The organism is Lachnospira multipara ATCC 19207 (assembly GCF_000424105.1).
Taxonomy (GTDB): Bacteria; Bacillota; Clostridia; order Lachnospirales; family Lachnospiraceae; genus Lachnospira; species Lachnospira multipara.
In genome coordinates, this window is record NZ_AUJG01000010.1 from 40,104 (window position 1) to 59,423 (window position 19,320).

General features: G+C 34.8%; 16 protein-coding genes. 12 read left to right on the plus strand and 4 right to left on the minus strand.

The features are described from left to right. Window positions 1-103: 103 nt before the first annotated feature. The 8 genes from G600_RS0108660 (at window position 104) to G600_RS0108695 (ending at window position 11,109) form a co-directional block, all read left to right on the plus strand. Window positions 104-541, plus strand: coding sequence for a MarR family winged helix-turn-helix transcriptional regulator (locus G600_RS0108660; protein ID WP_027431591.1), 438 nt, complete (start codon window positions 104-106; stop codon window positions 539-541). A gap of 31 nt (window positions 542-572) precedes the next feature. Further along, on the plus strand, window positions 573-2,315 hold the full coding sequence (locus tag G600_RS0108665; protein WP_330361994.1) for an ABC transporter ATP-binding protein: 1,743 nt from the start codon (window positions 573-575) through the stop codon (window positions 2,313-2,315). Between the two features lie 11 nt (window positions 2,316-2,326). Beyond that, the gene (locus tag G600_RS0108670) at window positions 2,327-4,243 is read left to right on the plus strand and encodes an ABC transporter ATP-binding protein (RefSeq protein ID WP_027431593.1); all 1,917 of its coding nucleotides are present in this window, start codon (window positions 2,327-2,329) and stop codon (window positions 4,241-4,243) included. A gap of 121 nt (window positions 4,244-4,364) precedes the next feature. Next, window positions 4,365-5,723 carry an HD-GYP domain-containing protein gene (locus G600_RS15070; RefSeq protein WP_051195443.1) on the plus strand — a complete coding sequence of 453 codons (1,359 nt, stop codon included), beginning with the start codon at window positions 4,365-4,367 and terminating at the stop codon, window positions 5,721-5,723. A gap of 134 nt (window positions 5,724-5,857) precedes the next feature. Beyond that, a complete protein-coding gene (locus G600_RS0108680) occupies window positions 5,858-6,217 on the plus strand; it encodes an ArsR/SmtB family transcription factor (protein ID WP_027431594.1) in 360 nt (119 codons plus the stop codon). A gap of 82 nt (window positions 6,218-6,299) precedes the next feature. Next, complete coding sequence (locus tag G600_RS0108685; protein ID WP_027431595.1) at window positions 6,300-6,515, plus strand: cation transporter; 216 nt, start codon at window positions 6,300-6,302, stop codon at window positions 6,513-6,515. Between the two features lie 97 nt (window positions 6,516-6,612). After that, the gene (locus G600_RS0108690) at window positions 6,613-8,514 is read left to right on the plus strand and encodes a heavy metal translocating P-type ATPase (RefSeq protein ID WP_027431596.1); all 1,902 of its coding nucleotides are present in this window, start codon (window positions 6,613-6,615) and stop codon (window positions 8,512-8,514) included. Between the two features lie 261 nt (window positions 8,515-8,775). Continuing rightward, entirely contained in the window at window positions 8,776-11,109 is a 2,334-nt protein-coding gene (locus G600_RS0108695; RefSeq protein WP_207637196.1) for an RICIN domain-containing protein, read from the plus strand. Window positions 11,110-11,282: 173 nt separating this feature from the next. On the opposite strand, the gene G600_RS14170 is transcribed toward G600_RS0108695, so the two are convergent. From G600_RS14170 to G600_RS0108710, 3 genes are read right to left on the minus strand one after another with little or no spacing between them, the layout of a single operon-like run. After that, on the minus strand, window positions 11,283-12,158 hold the full coding sequence (locus G600_RS14170) for a pyridoxamine kinase (RefSeq protein ID WP_051195444.1): 876 nt from the start codon (window positions 12,156-12,158) through the stop codon (window positions 11,283-11,285). Between the two features lie 17 nt (window positions 12,159-12,175). Continuing rightward, window positions 12,176-13,111 carry a DMT family transporter gene (locus tag G600_RS0108705; RefSeq protein WP_027431598.1) on the minus strand — a complete coding sequence of 312 codons (936 nt, stop codon included), beginning with the start codon at window positions 13,109-13,111 and terminating at the stop codon, window positions 12,176-12,178. Continuing rightward, a complete protein-coding gene (locus tag G600_RS0108710) occupies window positions 13,111-13,491 on the minus strand; it encodes a PH domain-containing protein (RefSeq protein WP_027431599.1) in 381 nt (126 codons plus the stop codon). The genes G600_RS0108705 and G600_RS0108710 overlap by 1 nt, the downstream gene beginning before the upstream one ends. Before the next feature lie 210 nt (window positions 13,492-13,701). Between G600_RS0108710 and G600_RS0108715 the strand changes: the two genes are divergently transcribed. Continuing rightward, a complete protein-coding gene (locus tag G600_RS0108715) occupies window positions 13,702-15,075 on the plus strand; it encodes an MATE family efflux transporter (RefSeq protein WP_027431600.1) in 1,374 nt (457 codons plus the stop codon). 21 nt (window positions 15,076-15,096) lie between these two features. Then, complete coding sequence (locus tag G600_RS14175) at window positions 15,097-15,522, plus strand: MarR family winged helix-turn-helix transcriptional regulator (protein WP_051195445.1); 426 nt, start codon at window positions 15,097-15,099, stop codon at window positions 15,520-15,522. Between the two features lie 128 nt (window positions 15,523-15,650). Here G600_RS14175 and G600_RS0108725 read toward each other — a convergent pair whose 3' ends face one another. Next, the gene (locus G600_RS0108725; RefSeq protein WP_027431601.1) at window positions 15,651-16,547 is read right to left on the minus strand and encodes a LysR family transcriptional regulator; all 897 of its coding nucleotides are present in this window, start codon (window positions 16,545-16,547) and stop codon (window positions 15,651-15,653) included. Between the two features lie 130 nt (window positions 16,548-16,677). Here G600_RS0108725 and G600_RS0108730 point away from each other — a divergent pair, with 130 nt between their 5' ends. After that, window positions 16,678-17,790 carry a 5-methyltetrahydropteroyltriglutamate--homocysteine S-methyltransferase gene (locus G600_RS0108730; RefSeq protein ID WP_027431602.1) on the plus strand — a complete coding sequence of 371 codons (1,113 nt, stop codon included), beginning with the start codon at window positions 16,678-16,680 and terminating at the stop codon, window positions 17,788-17,790. Window positions 17,791-17,922: 132 nt separating this feature from the next. Continuing rightward, window positions 17,923-19,311, plus strand: a complete 1,389-nt coding sequence (locus tag G600_RS0108735; protein ID WP_242826370.1) for a TrkH family potassium uptake protein — start codon at window positions 17,923-17,925, stop codon at window positions 19,309-19,311. Window positions 19,312-19,320: the final 9 nt, after the last annotated feature.

Genomic DNA, 19,320 nt, shown 5'->3' on the forward strand with positions numbered 1-19,320 from the left:
CATGATATAATTATAATAATCATGGTTCGTTTATATTTAAGAAAATTAAGTGATAGCATAAAGAGTAGCTATTACATGCTTAGAAGATGAAAGGGAGTCTTTTATGAATGATGAAAGTGTAATCAAAAAAATTTTAAAAATCGAAAAGTGTATTAAAAGAAAGTTTGATAAGCTTGCAGATTCTACAGGGATAAACGGCACGGAAGGTCGTGTGATACATTTTCTTATCTTAAATCAAGACAGGGATATATTCCAAAAAGATGTAGAAATTGAATTTGACTTTCGTCCATCTACAGCATCTGAACTCTTAAAAAAAATGGAGTCTAAAGGATATATACTTAGAGAAGTTTCTAAGACTGATGCTAGACTTAAAAAGTTAACGCTTACGGATAAGGCAAAAGAACATGAAGAAAGAATCATTAATGATGTTGTCAGCTTAGAAGAATATATACAAAAGGGTATTAGTCCTAAGGATTTAGAAACATATGATAGAATTTCTAATATTATACTTGAGAATATCAAGAATTTTAGAAACGAATAATTACTAAATTTATAAGAAAGGAAAGTTATTTATGATTAAGATTGTAAAGACTTTAGCTAGAAGTATTAGAGAGTATAAAAAAGCTTCAATTCTTACTCCAACATACGTAACTTTAGAAGTTATTTTGGAATGTATTATTCCATTAATTATGGCTGAACTTATTAATAACATGACAGGCGATTCCATGGAACCAATTATAAAGTACGGTTTAATCTTATTTGTTATGGCAATGGCTTCTTTGTTCTGTGGTATTATGTCAGCTAGAAAAGCAGCGACAGCTTCAGCTGGTTTTGCTAAAAACTTAAGACAGGATGTGTTTTATAAGATTCAGGATTTCTCCTTTGCAGATGTAGATAAATTTTCAACATCTTCTTTAGTAACACGTCTTACAACAGATATTACTAATGTGCAGAATGCTTATCAGATGATTATTAGAGTAGCTGTAAGAACTCCTTTAATGTTTATCTTCTCAGTAGCAATGAGTTTTAGTATTAATGTTAAGATGGCTCTTATTTTTGTATGTATTGTGCCATTTTTAGCACTTGTTTTATTTGGAATTTTCTTTAAGGTACATCCTATTTTTAAGAGAATCTTTAAGAAGTATGATGCAATGAATAATTCAGTTCAGGAAAATGTTTCTGCAATTAGAGTTGTTAAGTCTTTTGTAAGAGAAGACTATGAAACTAAGAAATTCTTTAAAGCTAGTGGTGATGTAAAGAATGACTTTACACACGCAGAAAAGATTTTAGCTCTTAACACACCAACAATGATGCTTAGTATGTTTACATCAATCTTACTTGTATGTTTTATAGGTGCACAGATTATTGTTAGTTCAGGAGCTACAAGCCTTACAACAGGTGAGTTATCTTCTCTTTTAACTTATGGTGTTCAGATTCTTACATCTCTTATGATGTTAAGCTTTGTATTCGTTATGGTTTCAATGGCAGCAGAATCTGCAGATCGTATTGTGGAAGTACTTGAAACAGAAAGCGATTTACAGTCGCCTGTTAATGGTAAGACAGAGATTAGAGATGGTGCAATTGATTTTGACGACGTATCCTTTAAATATAAGAAGACTAGTGAGAATTATGCTCTTACTAATATTAATCTTCATATTAAATCTGGTCAGACAGTAGGTATTCTTGGTGGTACAGGTGATTCTAAAACATCACTTATTCAGCTTATTCCAAGACTTTATGATACAACAAAGGGTATGGTAAGAGTTGGTGGAGTTGATGTAAGAGATTATGACTTAGTATCTCTACGTGATGCTGTATCAGTTGTATTACAAAAAAATGTCCTATTCTCAGGAACAATTAAAGAAAACTTACGCTGGGGTAATAAGGAAGCTACAGATGAGCAGATTGAAGAAGCTTGTAAGTTAGCTTGCGCTGATGAATTTATTCAGGGCTTCCCAGATAAGTATGACACTTATATTGAACAGGGTGGTTCTAATGTTTCTGGTGGTCAGAAGCAAAGACTTTGTATTGCTAGAGCACTTCTTAAGAATCCTAAGGTTTTAATTATGGATGATTCTACAAGTGCTGTTGATACTAAGACAGATGCGCTTATTCGTGCAGCTCTTGCTAAATATCTTCCAGAGACAACTAAGATTATTATTGCACAGCGTATTTCTTCAGTTCAGGATGCGGATGTCATCATAGTCTTAGATCAGGGTAAAATTGTTGAAAAGGGAACACATGATGAACTTGTGGCTCTTGGCGGAATTTACAGCGAAGTATTTGAATCACAGACTAAATCAAAGGAAGAATAGGAGGTATATGTATGAATAAGAAAAATGTAGAGAAAGATAATACATTTGGCAGATTAATAGGCTATATATTCAAGCATTATGCTCCTCAGTTAATAGTAACTATTATCTGCATTATAATTGCAGCACTTGCATCAGTTATTGCAACAATTTTTTTACAAAGAATTATTGATGAAGTTATTACACCAGCAATGGGCCTTGGTATGGATTCAGTTTGGAATAAATTTATTGGAATTATAATTACTATGGGGGTTATCTATATCCTTGGTGTTATAGCTTCCTTTACATACACTCGTCTTATGGCAAATGTTACTCAGGGAACTTTAATGCATTTAAGAAACGATATGTTTGAGAGAATGCAGACACTTCCTATTAAGTATTTTGATACTAACGCTCATGGCGATATTATGAGTACTTACACTAACGATACAGATGCTATTAGACAGTTAATTGGACAGAGTTTACCACAGCTTTTTCAGTCAAGCTTAACAATCATAGGCATTGTTATAATGATGTGTTTTTATAGTTTTTGGTTAACGATAGTTGTAGGGTTATTTATTTTCTTAATGACTAGAGTAGTTAAGAATTTCGGTGGAAATTCTGCTAAATATATGATGGCTCAGCAAAGAACCCTTGCTAAAGAGGAAGGCTTTGTTGAGGAAATGATGGAAGGCGCTAAGGTTATTAAGGTCTTTAATCATGAAGAAGAAAGTAAAAATGCCTTTAATAAGGTGAATGAAGAATTATTTGAAGCTAGTGAGAAAGCTAATAAATTCGGTAATATGCTTATGCCAACTCTAGGTAATATTGGTAATATTATGTACGTAGTTCTTGCAGTTGTTGGTGGCTTATTAGTTTATTATTCAGTTTATAATTTAAGTTTACAGAGCATTTTTACAGGAACTAATTCAGTAGTTTCTCTGGGTATTATTATTTCCTTCCTTTCCATGTCTAGACAGTTATCACAGACAGTTGGCCAGGTATCTATGCAGGTATCAATGATTGCCATGGGTCTTGCTGGTGCTAGAAGAGTATTTGAACTTATGGATCAGGAACCTGAATTTGATGAGGGTTACGTTACACTTGTTCGTGCAAAATATACCAAGGAAGGCGAGCTAGTTGAGGCCGATGAGGACACTTCTCTTTGGGCTTGGAAGCATCCACATAAGGCAGAGGGAACAGTAACTTACACTCCTTTAAAGGGTGATATTGTTTTAGAGGATGTTGATTTTGGTTATGTTAAGAATAAGTTAGTTTTACATGACGTATCTCTTTACGCTAAACCAGGTCAGAAGATTGCTTTTGTTGGAGCAACAGGTGCAGGTAAAACAACAATTACTAATCTTATTAACAGATTCTATGATATTGAAGACGGTAAGATTCGTTACGATGGAATCAATATTAATAAGATTAAGAAGACTGACCTTAGACGTTCTCTTGGTATTGTTTTACAGGATGTTAACCTATTCACAGGTACAGTACTTGATAATATTAGATATGGTAAATTAAATGCAACAGATGAAGAATGTATTGCAGCAGCTAAGTTAGCTAATGCTCATCACTTTATTGAAAGATTACCAGATGGCTATAACACAATGCTTACAGCTAATGGCGCTAACCTTTCACAGGGACAAAGACAGTTACTTTCAATTGCAAGAGCTGCTGTAGCTAACCCACCTGTAATGATCTTAGATGAAGCTACATCTTCAATTGATACAAGAACTGAGGCTATTGTTCAGGCGGGTATGGATAATCTTATGTTTGGTAGAACAGTATTTGTTATTGCCCATAGATTATCAACAGTTAGAAACAGTAAGGCAATTATGGTTCTTGACCATGGTCGAATTATTGAAAGAGGTGACCATGATACCTTAATTGATCAAAAGGGCACATATTATCAGTTATATACTGGTGCTTTTGAGCTAGAATAGAGAAAAATTAAATAAATAAAGTATTTTTATCTATATAGATATATGTTATAATTATGGCGTTGTTTAATAAAATTAAACAACGTCATTTTTATTATGCTTTACAGCATGCAGGGAGGATAACATGCTTGGCAAAAAATCAGATAGAACAACATCCCTTTTAACTGCATTGTTAGTTATATTTTTAGGTGCTGTTAGTATTGTAGTAATTTTAGTTTTGAAGATTAATATAGAGCGGGCAATAGATGAGTTTGAAACTATTGTAACTATGAATTTTCAAGACAAGAATCATATAGAATCTTTGACGGAAGATATTTATAAGGAGAACTTTTACGTATACGGTAAGGTTTGGTCAGAAGAGTCTTATGTGGGTAATAGCTATTATGAATCCATTAATACTGAAGAGGATATAAGAGCAATACTTAGTGAGCTTTCAGAAAGTGCCCTTAGCGACAATTATGGAACCATGTATAGTAACATAAGCGAAGAGCTTAATGAGTATTTAAATATGGTTTCTAAGGTGGAAGAATATATTGAGGCTGGAAATTATGAAGAGGCAGAAAGCTATGTAAGCGATGTTATTAATAACAAGGTCTTAAGCATAAATAAGGAATTAAATGTTTTAGAGGAGCAGATTAATGACGAGGTAAAGGTAGCACAAGACACTCTTAAGTACCGACTTATAAGTATTAGTATCATCTCAGTGGTAGCAATTATTGTTATTATTGCTACTACACTTGTAATTGTCTATTTATGTAATCAGATAACTTCAAAGCTAGAAGATTACAGTGATATCCTAGAGTTTAAGGTCAATAAGCAAAGCGAAGAGATAAACGAACATAATAATAGAATCATGAGTATCCAGAATAGCACTATAGATGCTATGGCTTCTTTAATTGAAAGTCGTGATGGAGATACGGGCATGCATATTGCAAGAACTAGTGCTTATGTGAAAATGTTAGCGCAGCTTGCAAAGAACCAAGGTTATTACACTAACATCCTCACTAAGGATTACATTGAATTCCTTGTAAAGGCAGCGCCTATGCATGATATTGGTAAGATTAATGTACCAGATTCCATTTTAAAGAAACCAGGAATCTTAACTCATGATGAATATACCATTATGCAAAACCACACTAAAGAGGGTGGAAGAATTATTAGAGAAGCCCTTGGAAGTATTGAGGAAATCGAGTTTATTAATATAGCTTCAGATGTGGCCACTTTCCACCATGAAAAGTGGGATGGCAGTGGTTATCCTTATGGTCTTAAGGGAGAGGAAATTCCAATTTCAGCAAGAATCATGTCTGTGGCAGATGTTTTTGATGCCCTAGTTTCGGAGAGATGCTATAAGAGAGCCTACAGCTTTGATGAGGCTATGCTTATTATTAACGATAATATAGGTAAACATTTTGATCCAATCCTTAGTAGACTCTTTGTAGAGAATAAGGATAAGGTTAAACAGATAATGGAAGAACTCTCATAAATATTACCACTTTCTATTGACATCAGCTTAGAAAGTGGTATATTTAAATTACAACATATGAACACTTGCTCATATGTTTAACTCATTAAGAAAAGTTTTATAGGAGTTAAATAAACAAACGGAGGTCTTAACTGATGGCAATAAATGACGTAGATAGATGTGATATTAAACATGTTCATACAGAGAAAGTAAAAGAGGTATTTTCCGCTATGCCTTCTGAGGATGAGTTATATGATTTAGCTGAACTCTTTAAGGTCTTTGGAGATTCTACTAGAATTAGAATTCTCTTTGCTCTTTTCGAATCAGAGATTTGTGTATGCGACTTAGCAGACACCCTAAACATGACTCAGTCAGCAGTTTCACATCAGCTAAAGATTCTAAAAAATTCAAAGCTAGTTGGTAGCAGAAGAGAAGGAAAGCAGGTTATTTATTTTCTAGCAGATGATCATGTTAGAACAATAATTGACCAGGGAAGAGAACACATAGAAGAATAATAAGATAATTTATAGGATAAATTTAAGAGAATATATATTCTAAGAGTATTAACTATATTTAAGAAAAGGAAGGTAATTCATTATGAAGAAGAAATTTAAGTGTGAAATTGATTGTGCTAACTGCGCAGCAAAGGTTGAGGAAGCAATTAAGAAGGTTGAGGGTGTAAAGGATGCATCTGTTAATTTCCTCACACAGAAGTTTATGTTAGAAGCAGAAGATGATTGCTTTGAAGAAGTACTTGAGAAGGCAATTAAGGCAGGTAAGAAGGCAGAAGACGAATTCGAAGTTATTTTATAATTTCTATTTGTCAAAGATTTATATTTAGATTTATTGGAAAATGCGTCACAAAGCCCAAGAGTTACGTAAACTAAGGATTGTGACAATAGGAGATAGTATGACTAAGAAACAAAAAAAGATGCGAGCAAGAATTATCGTTTCAGGTATTCTCTATGCTTGTTTGTTTATAGCAGATAAGCTAGGAGCACTTGAAGGCTTTCCAATACTTGCAGTGGCCATAGCCTTTTTAGTACCTTATTTAATTATAGGCTATGATGTAATTTTAAGAGCCTTTAAGAACATTTCTAAAGGACATGTATTTGATGAGAATTTCCTTATGATGATTGCAACATTTGCTGCATTTGCCACAGGGGAATTTACAGAAAGTGTAGCAGTTATGCTTTTCTATCAGGTAGGTGAGTTGTTCCAGTCTTACGCAGTTGGTAAGTCTAGAGCTTCAATTGCTGAGATGATGAGTATCGCTCCTGATTTTGCAAATTTAGAAGATGAAGAGGGCAACATATCAGAAGTTGACCCAGAAGATGTAGAAGTTGGATCAATTCTTTTAGTTAGACCAGGTGAGAAGATTCCTATTGATGGAGTTGTTATAGAAGGGGAGTCTTTTGTAGATACGGCAGCCCTTACAGGGGAGTCAGTACCAAGAAAGGTAAGCCCTGGGGCAGATGTAATTAGTGGATGTGTCAATGGAGATACAGCCCTTAAGATTAGAACTACTAAGGCTTATGAAGATTCTACAGTAAGTAAGATCTTAGAGCTTGTGGAAAATGCATCATCTAAGAAGTCTAGAATGGAGAATTTCATTACTAGATTTGCTAAGTATTACACACCAGTAGTTACTATAGGCGCTGTTTTACTTGCATTAGTTCCACCAACTATTCTTGGAATTATGTCAGGTATCTTTGCTTATGTAAGCTGGATTCACAGAGCATGTATTTTCTTAATTGTATCTTGCCCTTGTGCTATGGTTATTTCAGTGCCACTTGGTTTCTTTGGTGGTATTGGTGCAGCTTCAAAGATTGGTGTATTAGTTAAGGGTAGTAATTATTTAGAGGCTATTGCTCAGATGAAGAGCCTTGTCTTTGATAAGACAGGTACTTTAACTAAGGGTGAATTTAAGGTTAGTGAAGTTATTAATCTTAACGGCTTTAGTAAGGAAGATATTCTTTACTACGCTGCCTATGCTGAAAAATTTTCAACACATCCAATTGCTAAATCTATTCTTACAGCTTACGGTAAAGACGTAGATTTAAGCCTTATCTCTAATCAGCAGGAAGTATCAGGTCAGGGTATTAGCTCAGTAGTTAATAAGAGAGAAGTTTTAATTGGTAATTATAAGTTAATGCAGGCAAATGGCATTGACTGTGAGATAAATGACAGTCCAGCAACAATTTGTTACCTAGCTGTTGATGGCAAGTTTGCAGGTTACATCATTATTTCTGATGTGATTAAGGAAGGTTCTAAGGAAGCTATGAAGGCTTTATCAAAGGTAGGCGTTTCAAAGCTTGTAATGCTTACTGGCGATAGAAAAGAAGTGGCCATGGCTGTTTCAAAGGAGCTTTCTTTAACAGATTGCAGATATGAGTTACTTCCAACAGACAAGGTTTCTAACGTGGAAGAGCTTATTAAGGCTTGCAAGAAGGACGAGAAGCTTGGCTTTGTTGGCGATGGTATTAACGACGCTCCAGTACTTATGAGAGCGGATGTGGGTATTGCTATGGGTAGCTTAGGTTCTGATGCAGCTATTGAGGCCGCAGATGTTGTAATTATGGATGATGACTTAAGAAAGATTCCTAAATTAGTTCGAATTGCAAGAAAAACTCTTAGAATTGTTAAGCAAAATGTTGTATTTGCACTTGGAGTTAAGATTATAGTTTTAGCTTTAGGCGCTTTTGGACTTGCAACTATGTGGGAAGCAGTTTTTGCTGACGTTGGTGTTGCTGTAATTGCAATTTTAAACTCTATGAGAGTCTTATCTAGCAATTATGATGAGAAAAATTAGTCAAATATATAAGTTAGTTTTAAAAATCCCCCTCTAAGAGGGGGAATTTTTTTTATACTTCTAGACTAGGATTAGTCAGATTGTATTTTGTTGGTTCTTAAGTACTAGTATATGATTACATTTAACAAGAAAATGATACTTTTACGCTATTTATATGTTAAAAGTGCCTAAAAAATAAGACCTAAAACCAACTTTTTTACTATATAAAAAGTTTTTATAAAATGCTAAGATATTTTTGCATTAAATTTTATGGGAGGTTTTATGAGATCGATTTTGAAAAGAGGCCTTAGAACAAGCTTAACAGCAGTATTAGCTTTCGTTGTGGCTTTTGCTACTTTTGCAAGTTCTATGAGTTTCACTGCATCGGCATCTACAACTACATCTTGGAATTTCAAGAATAGCAGTTTTAAGAGCCTAGGAACTATTTCATCTACTACAACAGTAGATGGTTTAACACTTATTGCAACAAGCTCAAAGACTATGAGTGTTAAGGCAGACACACAGACTGTCAATGGAACAGAGTACACATATTGTCTAGCAACAGGAGGTAGTGGTTCAACTTCTTACCGTGCCGTAAAGGTTCCTGTTTCAGGTAATGACACAATTAAGGTAACAATGATGAGCTCAGGTTCATCAAGTAGATCATTAGTAGTAGCAGATGCTTCAGGCAATCAGCTTACAACACTTACAGCATCTACAACAGCTAGCACACAAAGCTATAGCTATTCAGGTTCATCAGGATATGTTTACCTTTACTCTTCTAATAGCGGAATTAACATCTATAAGATTCAGGTAGATTCTAATTCTTCATCATCATCATCATCAAGCTCATACGAGATTTCTGATGGTTGGTATTACATTAAAAATGTAAATAGCCAGAAGTACTTAGATGTAACTGGAGATAGCGATTCAGATTTCGCTAACGTAGATCAGGAAACTGGTCTTGGTGATAAGAGCCAGAGATGGTATGTAACTAATAAGGGTAATAACGTAATTACACTTACAAATGGTATGTCAGGTGGAAGAATGCTTGATGTTTACTATGGTGGAACAACAGATGGTACTAACATTGATATTTGTAGTGCTAACGGTTCTACTGCACAGCAGTTTAATGTTGTAACAACAGGAACAGATGGCGTTTATTGCTTAACAACTGTAGTTAGTGGTGGCGCTCAAGCCCTTGATGTCTATGGTTGGTCAACAGCTTCAGGTGGAAATATTGATACTTGGACATATAACGGACTTGCTTGCCAGCAGTTCGTATTTGAGGCAATTGATTCTTCAAGTAGTTCATCAAGCTCAAGTAGTTCATCAAGCTCAAGCAGTTCATCATCAAGTTCATCTAGCACAACAGATACTTCTGATGGTACTGTAGTTACATCTTACTCAAGCCTTGTATCAGCTATTGCTAGTGCTGAAAAAGCAGGTGGCGGTAAGGTATATGTAAAGGGAACAACAATCTCTTGTTCAGGACAGATTGCCCTTTCAGCTTCAAATGCAAATGTACAGATTATTGGTGTTCAAAACAGTGATGGTTCTTATCCTGTACTTGATTTTTCTTCATTCTTAAGCAGCTATATTGGAAAGTCTACATCTGATAGTGCTGTAGGTATTAGAATTACAGGATCATATTACACAATTAAGAACTTAATTGTTCAGAAGGCACCAGATAATGGTATTCAGATTAAGGGTTCTTCAGCAGGAAACAATACAGTTTCTAACGTAGTAACAAGATACAATAACGATGCAGGTTTACAGATTACAAGTGGTGCATATTCTAACACAATTGAGTATGTTTCAAGCTACCGTAACTGTGACGTTTATACACTTGGTGGTAATGCAGATGGATTTGCTCCAAAGCTTGGCGCAGGTTCAGGTAATACTTTCTATTGCTGCTATGCATGGGATAACTCAGATGATGGCTGGGATTCTTATGATAAGTCAGGAGATGTAACTCCAGATCTTACATATACTCAGTGTGCATGCTGGAACAATGGTAATCCAGACGTATTCACAGGAAAGTATGATTTTGATAATGGTGACGAACTTGATACTAACCTTTTATTAGTTCAGTTAATTATGGCTAAGGATTCATCATTTGCATCAAATTATGCTAAGGGAACATTCTCATTACCTACATCAAGTTTCATTGTTACAAGTGCAGGAACAATTTCAGTATCTTCTTGGACAGGAACTAACTATGATGGTAATCCTAACGGATTTAAGATGGGTTCAGCTTACTCAACAAGTACAGCAACAAGAATCTTCTCACACTGTTTAACTTTTGATCATGATAAGAAGGGCTTTGATAATAATAATAGTTCAGTAACAGGTTCATTCTCATACTGTGTAGCATTTGATAATGGATATAACTATTATATTCAGCCACTTACAATTAAGACATGGTCTAAGGTATACGCATTCTCTGGTACATCTAGCAACAAGTTACCAAGTGGATATTCAATTACAACACCAAGTTCATCAACACAGTCTTCAATTAGAAGTGTTGTAACTTCAACAAAGAATTCTATTATTTCTACTTGTGAAAATGATGGAATTCCAGGTGCTATTTACTTTGATATTTACAATTACTAGGCCTACAAATTATTATTGACTAGTACATAAGCTTACATAATGGACATATAGATAAATTTAAAAATTACTAGGAGAAAACTACCGAAATGTGGTAAAAATATAAAACAATAATAGAAAAATTTAATGCACTAGAGCCGCTAAATTAGCGGCTCTTTTTAGTATATAATCTGATTTTAATAATAAATATTATCTCTTAAGACACTGGCAAGATTTGCAAGTTCCTTTTCAAAGTAAACTCCATCTCTTGTATCAGCATCATTTGGTGTATCATTAATAGCCTCGGCTATAAAGTCCTGGGCAATCTCCACAGCCTTAAAAGTCATAAGGCCGTTTAGCTTAAGTGCTGTAATAATAGAGGCGAAGATGTCTCCTGTACCAGAAAAGCTCTTATCAATCATAGGAGTCTTACTTAAGTTAATCTCACCCTCTGATAAAACGAGATTATAAACGTAATAAGAATCTCCTTCACGGACACTAATACCAGTAATAATAACCTCCTGATTTGTAAGGGCGTTCTTACTTAATATAGTGGCTGCAGAACTTGCAAGGGCAATTAGTGAGTCACGTTCTTTATTACATTTTAAAATGTCCCCTACAGGAATGTCGGCAAGAAGGCAAGCCTCCGTTAGGTTTGGAGTGATGATATTGGCCTGTCTTGTAAGTTCCTTGTGGATGTTTAGTAGGTCGTTAGTAAACATCTTATAGGTTTCACCGTCATCCCCAAGTACTGGGTCGATTAGTAAAAATGTATCCTCTTTTCTAAATTCCTCAATGAAACGCTTAACTAGAATAGCCTGCTTGTGATCTGTGATGTAGCCAGAGTAAATGCCATCAAAGCTTGCGTTATTTAATTTCCAGTTTTTAATGTATTCCTCAATCATGTCTGTAAGGTCAGTGTAGGAATAGTCTTCAAAGCCTGTCTGAGATGTGAAAACCGCAGTGGCTAGGGGAACACACTGAACTGATAAAACCGATATTATAGGTAGGGCTACGGATAAAGAACATTTTCCAAAGCCTGATAAATCGTTAATTACAGCTACTTTCTTCATATAATTACCTCCAAAGTTTAGGCTTTCTTTCCACCAAACTTGTTAACCACGTAAATACCGATGGATACAAGGATTAGGGCAAGAAGGCAATTAAGGTTTAGCTTATCGTATTCCTTTAAGAAGATGGCAGATAGTAGGGCACCAAAGATTGGGTTTGTAAAGCCGTAGATTGTTACCTTAGATACAGGGTTATATTTTAATAAAATGCCCCAAACTGAGTAGGCAACAGCACTAATCATAGCCATATAAATTAAAAGAATCACAGCGCCAACAGAATTTATTGAAATACTAGCGCCAAGGATTAAGCTAACAATTATCATAAAAAGGCCACCAATTAGGAACTGATAGCCACTAAGTACTACAGGATTTTCCTTAAGGGAGAATTCCTTTACAAGTACTGATGAAATAGCATAAGAGACAGCAGCAATAAGGATGAAGCCTTCGCCGTTTAGGGCAAAGCTTGAACCAAAGTCGCCATCTGATAATGAAACGATTACAACACCTGCGATTCCAAGGAAACATCCAAGAATCTTATAAATAGTAAGTTTTTCCTGCTTTCTTATAAGACAAGCGATTAGTATGGCAAAAAATGTTGTCATACTATTAATGATTGATGACTTAACTCCTGATGCATGGGCAAGGCCAGCATAAAAGAAGAAGTACTGAATAATAGTCTGGAAAAGACTTAGGGTTGAAATCATTTTAAAAGAGCCCTTTTTTGGAAAAAGGAAACGTCTATCAATTAAACTTCCAATGGCAATTGTAAGGATACCGGCTAGGAAGAAACGAATTCCTGCAAAAAGAATTTGGGAAGCTGTATCAGTAGAGTCTATATTAAAAAGCTTATAACCAATCTTAATGCATGGAAAAGCGCTACCCCATAAAAAACAACAGAGTAGCGCTAGAATAAACACAAGCCAAGGCTTTGTAAAGACTGATGATTCTTTACTCATTAGTTTTCATAGTCTCCATCATACATATTATGCTCATCTTCTTCATGCCCGAGGAACTCTCTACTAGTTACTCTCTTCTTATCACGCATAATTTCAACAGCCTGAGATAATTCTTCTTTTACTGCCATAACGTGCTTGATATTCTTAATTTCAAAATCACCAAGTGTTTTATCTGATGTACAAAGCTTTATTGTACCAAGACCAAAAAGTCTTTGACCAAATGATCTTGTAACTGAAATGTCAAGAATTCTATATAGACGACATTCATCCTGGCTCTTGTTAAAGAAACCAGTTTCTACAAAGAGTCTTTGATCGTCTCCGCTATATACTGTAAAAGTCCAAGGCAATCCACACCATAATCTTTTACGTTCTTTCCACATAAAATTTTCCTCCGTTTTGTTTAATTTGCCAGCTTAATTAAGGCTAGGCAAGGGGCATATATATAAGCCTTTCTTTAGCGAATGCCCTTCATAAATTAGTTTACCATTAATCTTAAAATCCTTCAATCTTTTATAGATAAAAAGGTTGACAAGTCAACTAATATAGAATATTATCATTGATGAAAAAAATGTTTATAGGAGTTTTATTTTATGAAGGAAGAGGTTAATTTTAATAATAATCCATTGGCAGTAAAGCCAGTAAGCAAGCTAATTAGAAGTTTTGCTATTCCAAGCATTGTGTCTATGCTTGTAGGTTCCCTATATAACATAGTGGATCAGTTCTTTATTGGACAGAAGGTGGGAGAGTTAGGTAATGCCGCAACTAATATTGCTTTCCCTCTATCTACTTCATGTATAGCTATTGCTCTTTTATTTGGTATAGGAGGAGCATCAACTTTTAATATTCATATGGGTAAGCAAAGAGAGGATATGGCAGAATATTTTATGGGAAATGCAGCAATAACAGCGTTTATTTGTGGTATTGTGCTATCTTTTATAGCTGAGATTTTTCTGGTGCCTATGCTTACATTTTTTGGAGCCTCAAGCTCAATTCTTCCATTAGCTTGTGAATATACAAGAATTACTGCTATTGGTTTTCCAATGCTAATTCTTACAACCACAGGTGGACACTTAATTAGAGCTGATGGCAGACCAAGAATCAGTATGCTTTGTAACTTAGTGGGCGCTATTGTTAATACTATACTTGATGCTCTTTTTGTATTTGTACTGGGATACGGCATGGCAGGTGCAGCTATTGCTACAGTAATTGGACAATGCGTATCTTGCCTATTTGTAATTTACTATTTAGCTCATACTAAGTCGGTGAATTTAGGGCTTAAGCATTTCCGTATGCAGACAAGATACATTTTCCCAACTATATCTCTTGGGGTGGCGCCTTTTATAAATCAGCTTGCCATGATGCTTGTACAGATTGTTTTAAATAATTCGCTAAAGTATTACGGGGCAATTTCAATTTATGGGGCAGAGACAGCTATTGCAGTAGTTGGTATTGCTACAAAGGTTAATCAGGTTTACCTATCCTTTGTAATAGGTATGTCTCAAGGAATGCAGCCTATTGCTAGCTTTAACTACGGTGCTAGAAAATATGACAGAGTTATTGAGGTCTACAAAAAGACCATTAGAGTAAGCTTTATTATATCTTGTATTGCCTGGATTTTATTTTTCTTTTTCCCAAGAGAGATTATTTCTATCTTTGGCAAGGGAACAAGCGAGACTTACTACCTATTTGCAGTGAGATATTTTAAAATCTATCTATTCTTTACAATGCTTAATTTCCTACAGCTTACAAGCTCGAATTTCTTTACAGCTATTGGAAAAGCAAAGATTGGTGGCTTCTTATCCCTTACAAGACAGATCATTTTCTTATTGCCATTAATTTTAATCCTTCCTTTGTTCTTAAATATAGAAGGTATCATGTTTGCAGGTCCAGTGGCAGATTTAGTAGCAGCCATAGTTTCAGGGGTATTTGCCTTTAGGGAGATTAAGAGACTAACTAGAATGTAGAATTAGAGGAGATTTATTATTATGGATGAAAATGTAAGAATACTTCGACTTATTTCTTTCATAGCAAGAAAGCAACAGAGTAAGATTTCGAAAATGATGACAAAGTATAATCTTACTGCTGGAGAATTTCCTATATATATGGCCATATGTAATAACAAGGGTTTTACGCAAGAGCAGATATCTGAATACGTGTACGTTGATAAAGGCTTTACTGCTAGAGTTCTAAAAAGCTTAGAAGATAAGGGCTATATCTATAGAGAAAAGGATGAGAAGGATAAGCGAATTAATCACGTATATCCTACAAAACTAGCACTTTCTTTTCACAAGGAAGTCTCAGAACTTCTATCTGATAATAATAAAAGTGCCACAAAGGACTTTAGTTTAGAGGAAAAGCTACAATTTAAGGAGTATCTAACAAAGCTGGATGAGGCTCTGGATGAGCTCTAGTTTTATAAAATATAGTTACTGATACGTAAAAGATAATAATTAGTAAAGGCAACTACTTAGTAATACTAAGTAGTTGCCTTAATTTTTGTAAGAAATAGGCATTTAATTATTTTGTAAAAAATTGATCTCTAGATATATTTTCTTATAGCATTCAAATAAGCCTCTCCGTAAATGGAAGATACAAGGCCCTTCTTTCTTAAAGTACCGATGCTCATGTACTCATCTGATATAAGGGGTTTTGAAATAATATTACCGCCGTTTAGCTCTTTACTAATAATACCTGAGCAGACAGTGTAGCCATTAAGGCCTACAGCTAGGTTAAATAGGGTGGCTCTATCACGAACCATAATGTTTTTCTTCCTATCTATAGAACTTAATAATTCTTCTGAATAGTAGAAGGAGTTATAGTCCCCTTGTTCATAGGATAGATAAGGGTAGTTCTCTAAATCTTTTAGACTTAGCTTATCTTTTTTAGCTAGTGGGTGACTATTGGCAATAAATACGTGAGGCGTTGTCTTAATTAGTTCTTCAAAGATTAAGTCGTTTTTCTTAAAGAGCTTTGTTAGTACGTCGCTATTCTCCTTTGATAAGTAGATTATGCCGATTTCGCTTTTTAGATTAGCCACATCAGAGATGATCTCGTTTGTCTGTGTTTCTCTTAAAATGAAGTCGTACTGATTGCTATCATATTCTTTAATTACGTCAACGAAAGCATTTACAGCAAAAGAGTAGTGCTGGCAGGATACGCAAAATCTTGGCTTTCTATTACTAATGGCGGTGTAGCGCTCAGTAAGTAAGTTGGCCTGTTCTAGAACCTGTCTTGCATAACCTAAAAATTCCTCCCCCTCTTTTGTTACAGTGATACCTTTATTTTTTCTATTAAATATGGTAATGCCCATTTCCTTTTCAAGCTCAAGTATTGCGTGAGTAAGGCTTGGCTGTGATAGGAAGAGTTTGTTGGCAGCTTCTGTAATGTTACCAAGTTTGGCAGCAGTAACGATGTATTCTAATTGTTTAAGAGTCATGATGCACCTCCGGTTTAAACTAAAAATAATTTCCATAGAAAAAATTTATCACAAAGCAAGATTTATTGTATTTCATTTATAAGAAATTATCAATTAAAATGTATACACTTAAACAAATTTGGAGGTAATTATGGCAGATAAAAGATTAAAATTTGATTACGTAGGAAGTTTTTTAAGACCAGAGAAGTTAAAGGAGGCAAGAGCTGCCTTTGAGGAAGGAAAGATTAATCAAGTAGAATTAAAAGAAGTAGAAGATGAGTGTATAAAGGAACTTATAGATAAGCAGAAGGAATTAGGCTATGGAGTTATTACAGATGGTGAGTTTAGAAGAGCTACTTGGCATCTTGACTTTATGTGGGGCTTTGAGGGAGTAGGCCATAAAAAGACAGCTACAGGCCTTCCTTTCCATGATGAGGCAGCAATGATTGATGATACTTATTTAACTGGAAAGTTTAGAGCACCTAAGGAGCATCCTTTTGTGGAGCATTTCAAGTTTGTACAAAACTTTGAGGATGAGAATACATTTGCAAAACAAACAATTCCTGCCCCAGCCCAGGTTTTTGCTCAGTTTTGGATGCCAGTGCTTAGAGAACCTAGTCTTCAGTTTTATAAGGATGAAAATGAATTGGCGAAGGATTTAACTTCTGCCTACACTGAAGTTTGCAAGCAGTTATACGATGCAGGTTGTAGACATTTACAGCTAGATGACTGTACTTGGGGGATGCTTGCAGATGACAAGGGACACCTAGCTTATGGCGTTTCAAAGGAAGATTCAGTTAAGGTTCAGGAATTCCATAAAGACCTTAATAATGCAGTAATTGACGCACTTCCTAAGGATATGGATATTACTACTCATATTTGTAGAGGTAACTTTCATTCTACTTATGCTAATTCCGGTCCTTACGACTCAGTGGCTAAGGTTTTATTTGCCGGTGAAAATGTGAATAGCTATTATCTTGAATTTGATGACGCAAGAAGTGGCGGCTTTGAACCTTTAAAGTATGTAAGTGAGGATAAAAATGTTGTGCTAGGTTTAGTTACTACAAAGAGAGCAAGCCTAGAAAGAAAGGAAGCTTTAATTGAAAGAATTAAGGCGGCTACAAAGTACATTCCACTTGAGAGATTATCAATTAGTCCACAGTGCGGCTTTGCCTCTTGTGAAATCGGAAATAAGCTAGATTTTGAAGATCAATGGAAGAAACTTAAGCTTGTAAAGGAAGTTGCAGAAGAGGTTTTTGCATAAGAAGTTTTACCAAAGATAAATATAATTTCCTATACTAATGCATATATACTATATTTAAAGAAGTTAAGTTTCTTTACTATTAGTCTTACATGTGCTATTATCTAAATAATTAGATAATAGGAGTTTTTTCAAATGAAAAGCGTATACGAGAATTCGGAAATATCAAAACACATGACTTCTACCCAAATAATTCTATTGGGTTTTATAGTAGCAATTATAGTAGGTGCCGGTTTACTTATGTTGCCGGCAGCTACTGTTAAGGGAGAGACTACAACATTTTCAACAGCTCTCTTTACTTCTACAACATCAATATGTGTTACGGGACTTGTAGTTGTAGATACATTTTCCCATTGGACACTCTTTGGTCAGATTATAATACTTGTATTAATCCAGATTGGTGGATTTGGTGTTATCACAATTTATTCTATGCTTATGATGGCTTTAAGAAAGAAGTTTAGCCTTAGAACTAGAATTCTTATTCAGGATTACTATAATTTAGACTCTATTAAAGGACTTATTAAGTTCTTAAAGAAAGTAGTTAAGGGCAGCTTATTGGTTGAAGCTATTGGAGCTCTTCTTTATATGATTCGCTTCATACCAGAATTTGGTCTATTTAAGGGTATTTGGGCTTCTATCTTTAATGCTGTATCTGCTTTTTGTAATGCGGGTATGGATGTTTTAGGCTCTAACTCTTTAATGAATTATTATAATGATTACCTTATTAATATTGTAACAATTACCCTTATTATTCTAGGTGGTATTGGATATGTGGTATGGTTTGATGTTATTTATGTAACTAAGAAGGCCTTTAGTAGGAAGATTTCCTTTAGGAATATATGGAGAAGATTAAATGAACATACTAAGGTAGTTGTTTTATTAACTCTAGGGCTTATTGTTTTTGGCACAGTAACTACCCTTGTTTTTGAATGGGATAATCCAGCTACTATTGGAAATATGTCTCTTCCTAATAAGATAATGGCGTCAATCTTCCAGTCAGTTACTTATAGAACTGCAGGTTTTGCAACTATTGCACAGGATGGACTTAAATCTACTTCTTGTATAGTGGGATGCATTCTTATGTTTATTGGAGGTTCTCCAGTAGGTACAGCCGGTGGTGTGAAAACTATGACAGTTTTTGTTATTGCCCTTAATGCTTTTGCCTTTATTAGAAATCGTAATGAAAATGTTATCTATGGAAAGAGAGTATCTTATAACCTTATTAATAAAGCGACTGCTATTATTACTTTTAGCATAACTTTTACCATGATGCTTACAATTCTTTTGATACATTTTGAAAATATATCTGCACTAGATGCGGCTTATGAAGTCTTTAGTGCAACAGGTACAGTAGGCTTATCTAGATCTATTACATCAAATCTTGATTTAATAGGTAGAGCTATTATTATAGTTGGAATGTATGCAGGTAGAATTGGTACTCTTTCAATGGCACTATTCTTTGCAACTTCACATTCAGATCAAAATGATATTAAGTATTCAAAGGGTAAGTTTATTGTGGGATAAGGAAAGGAG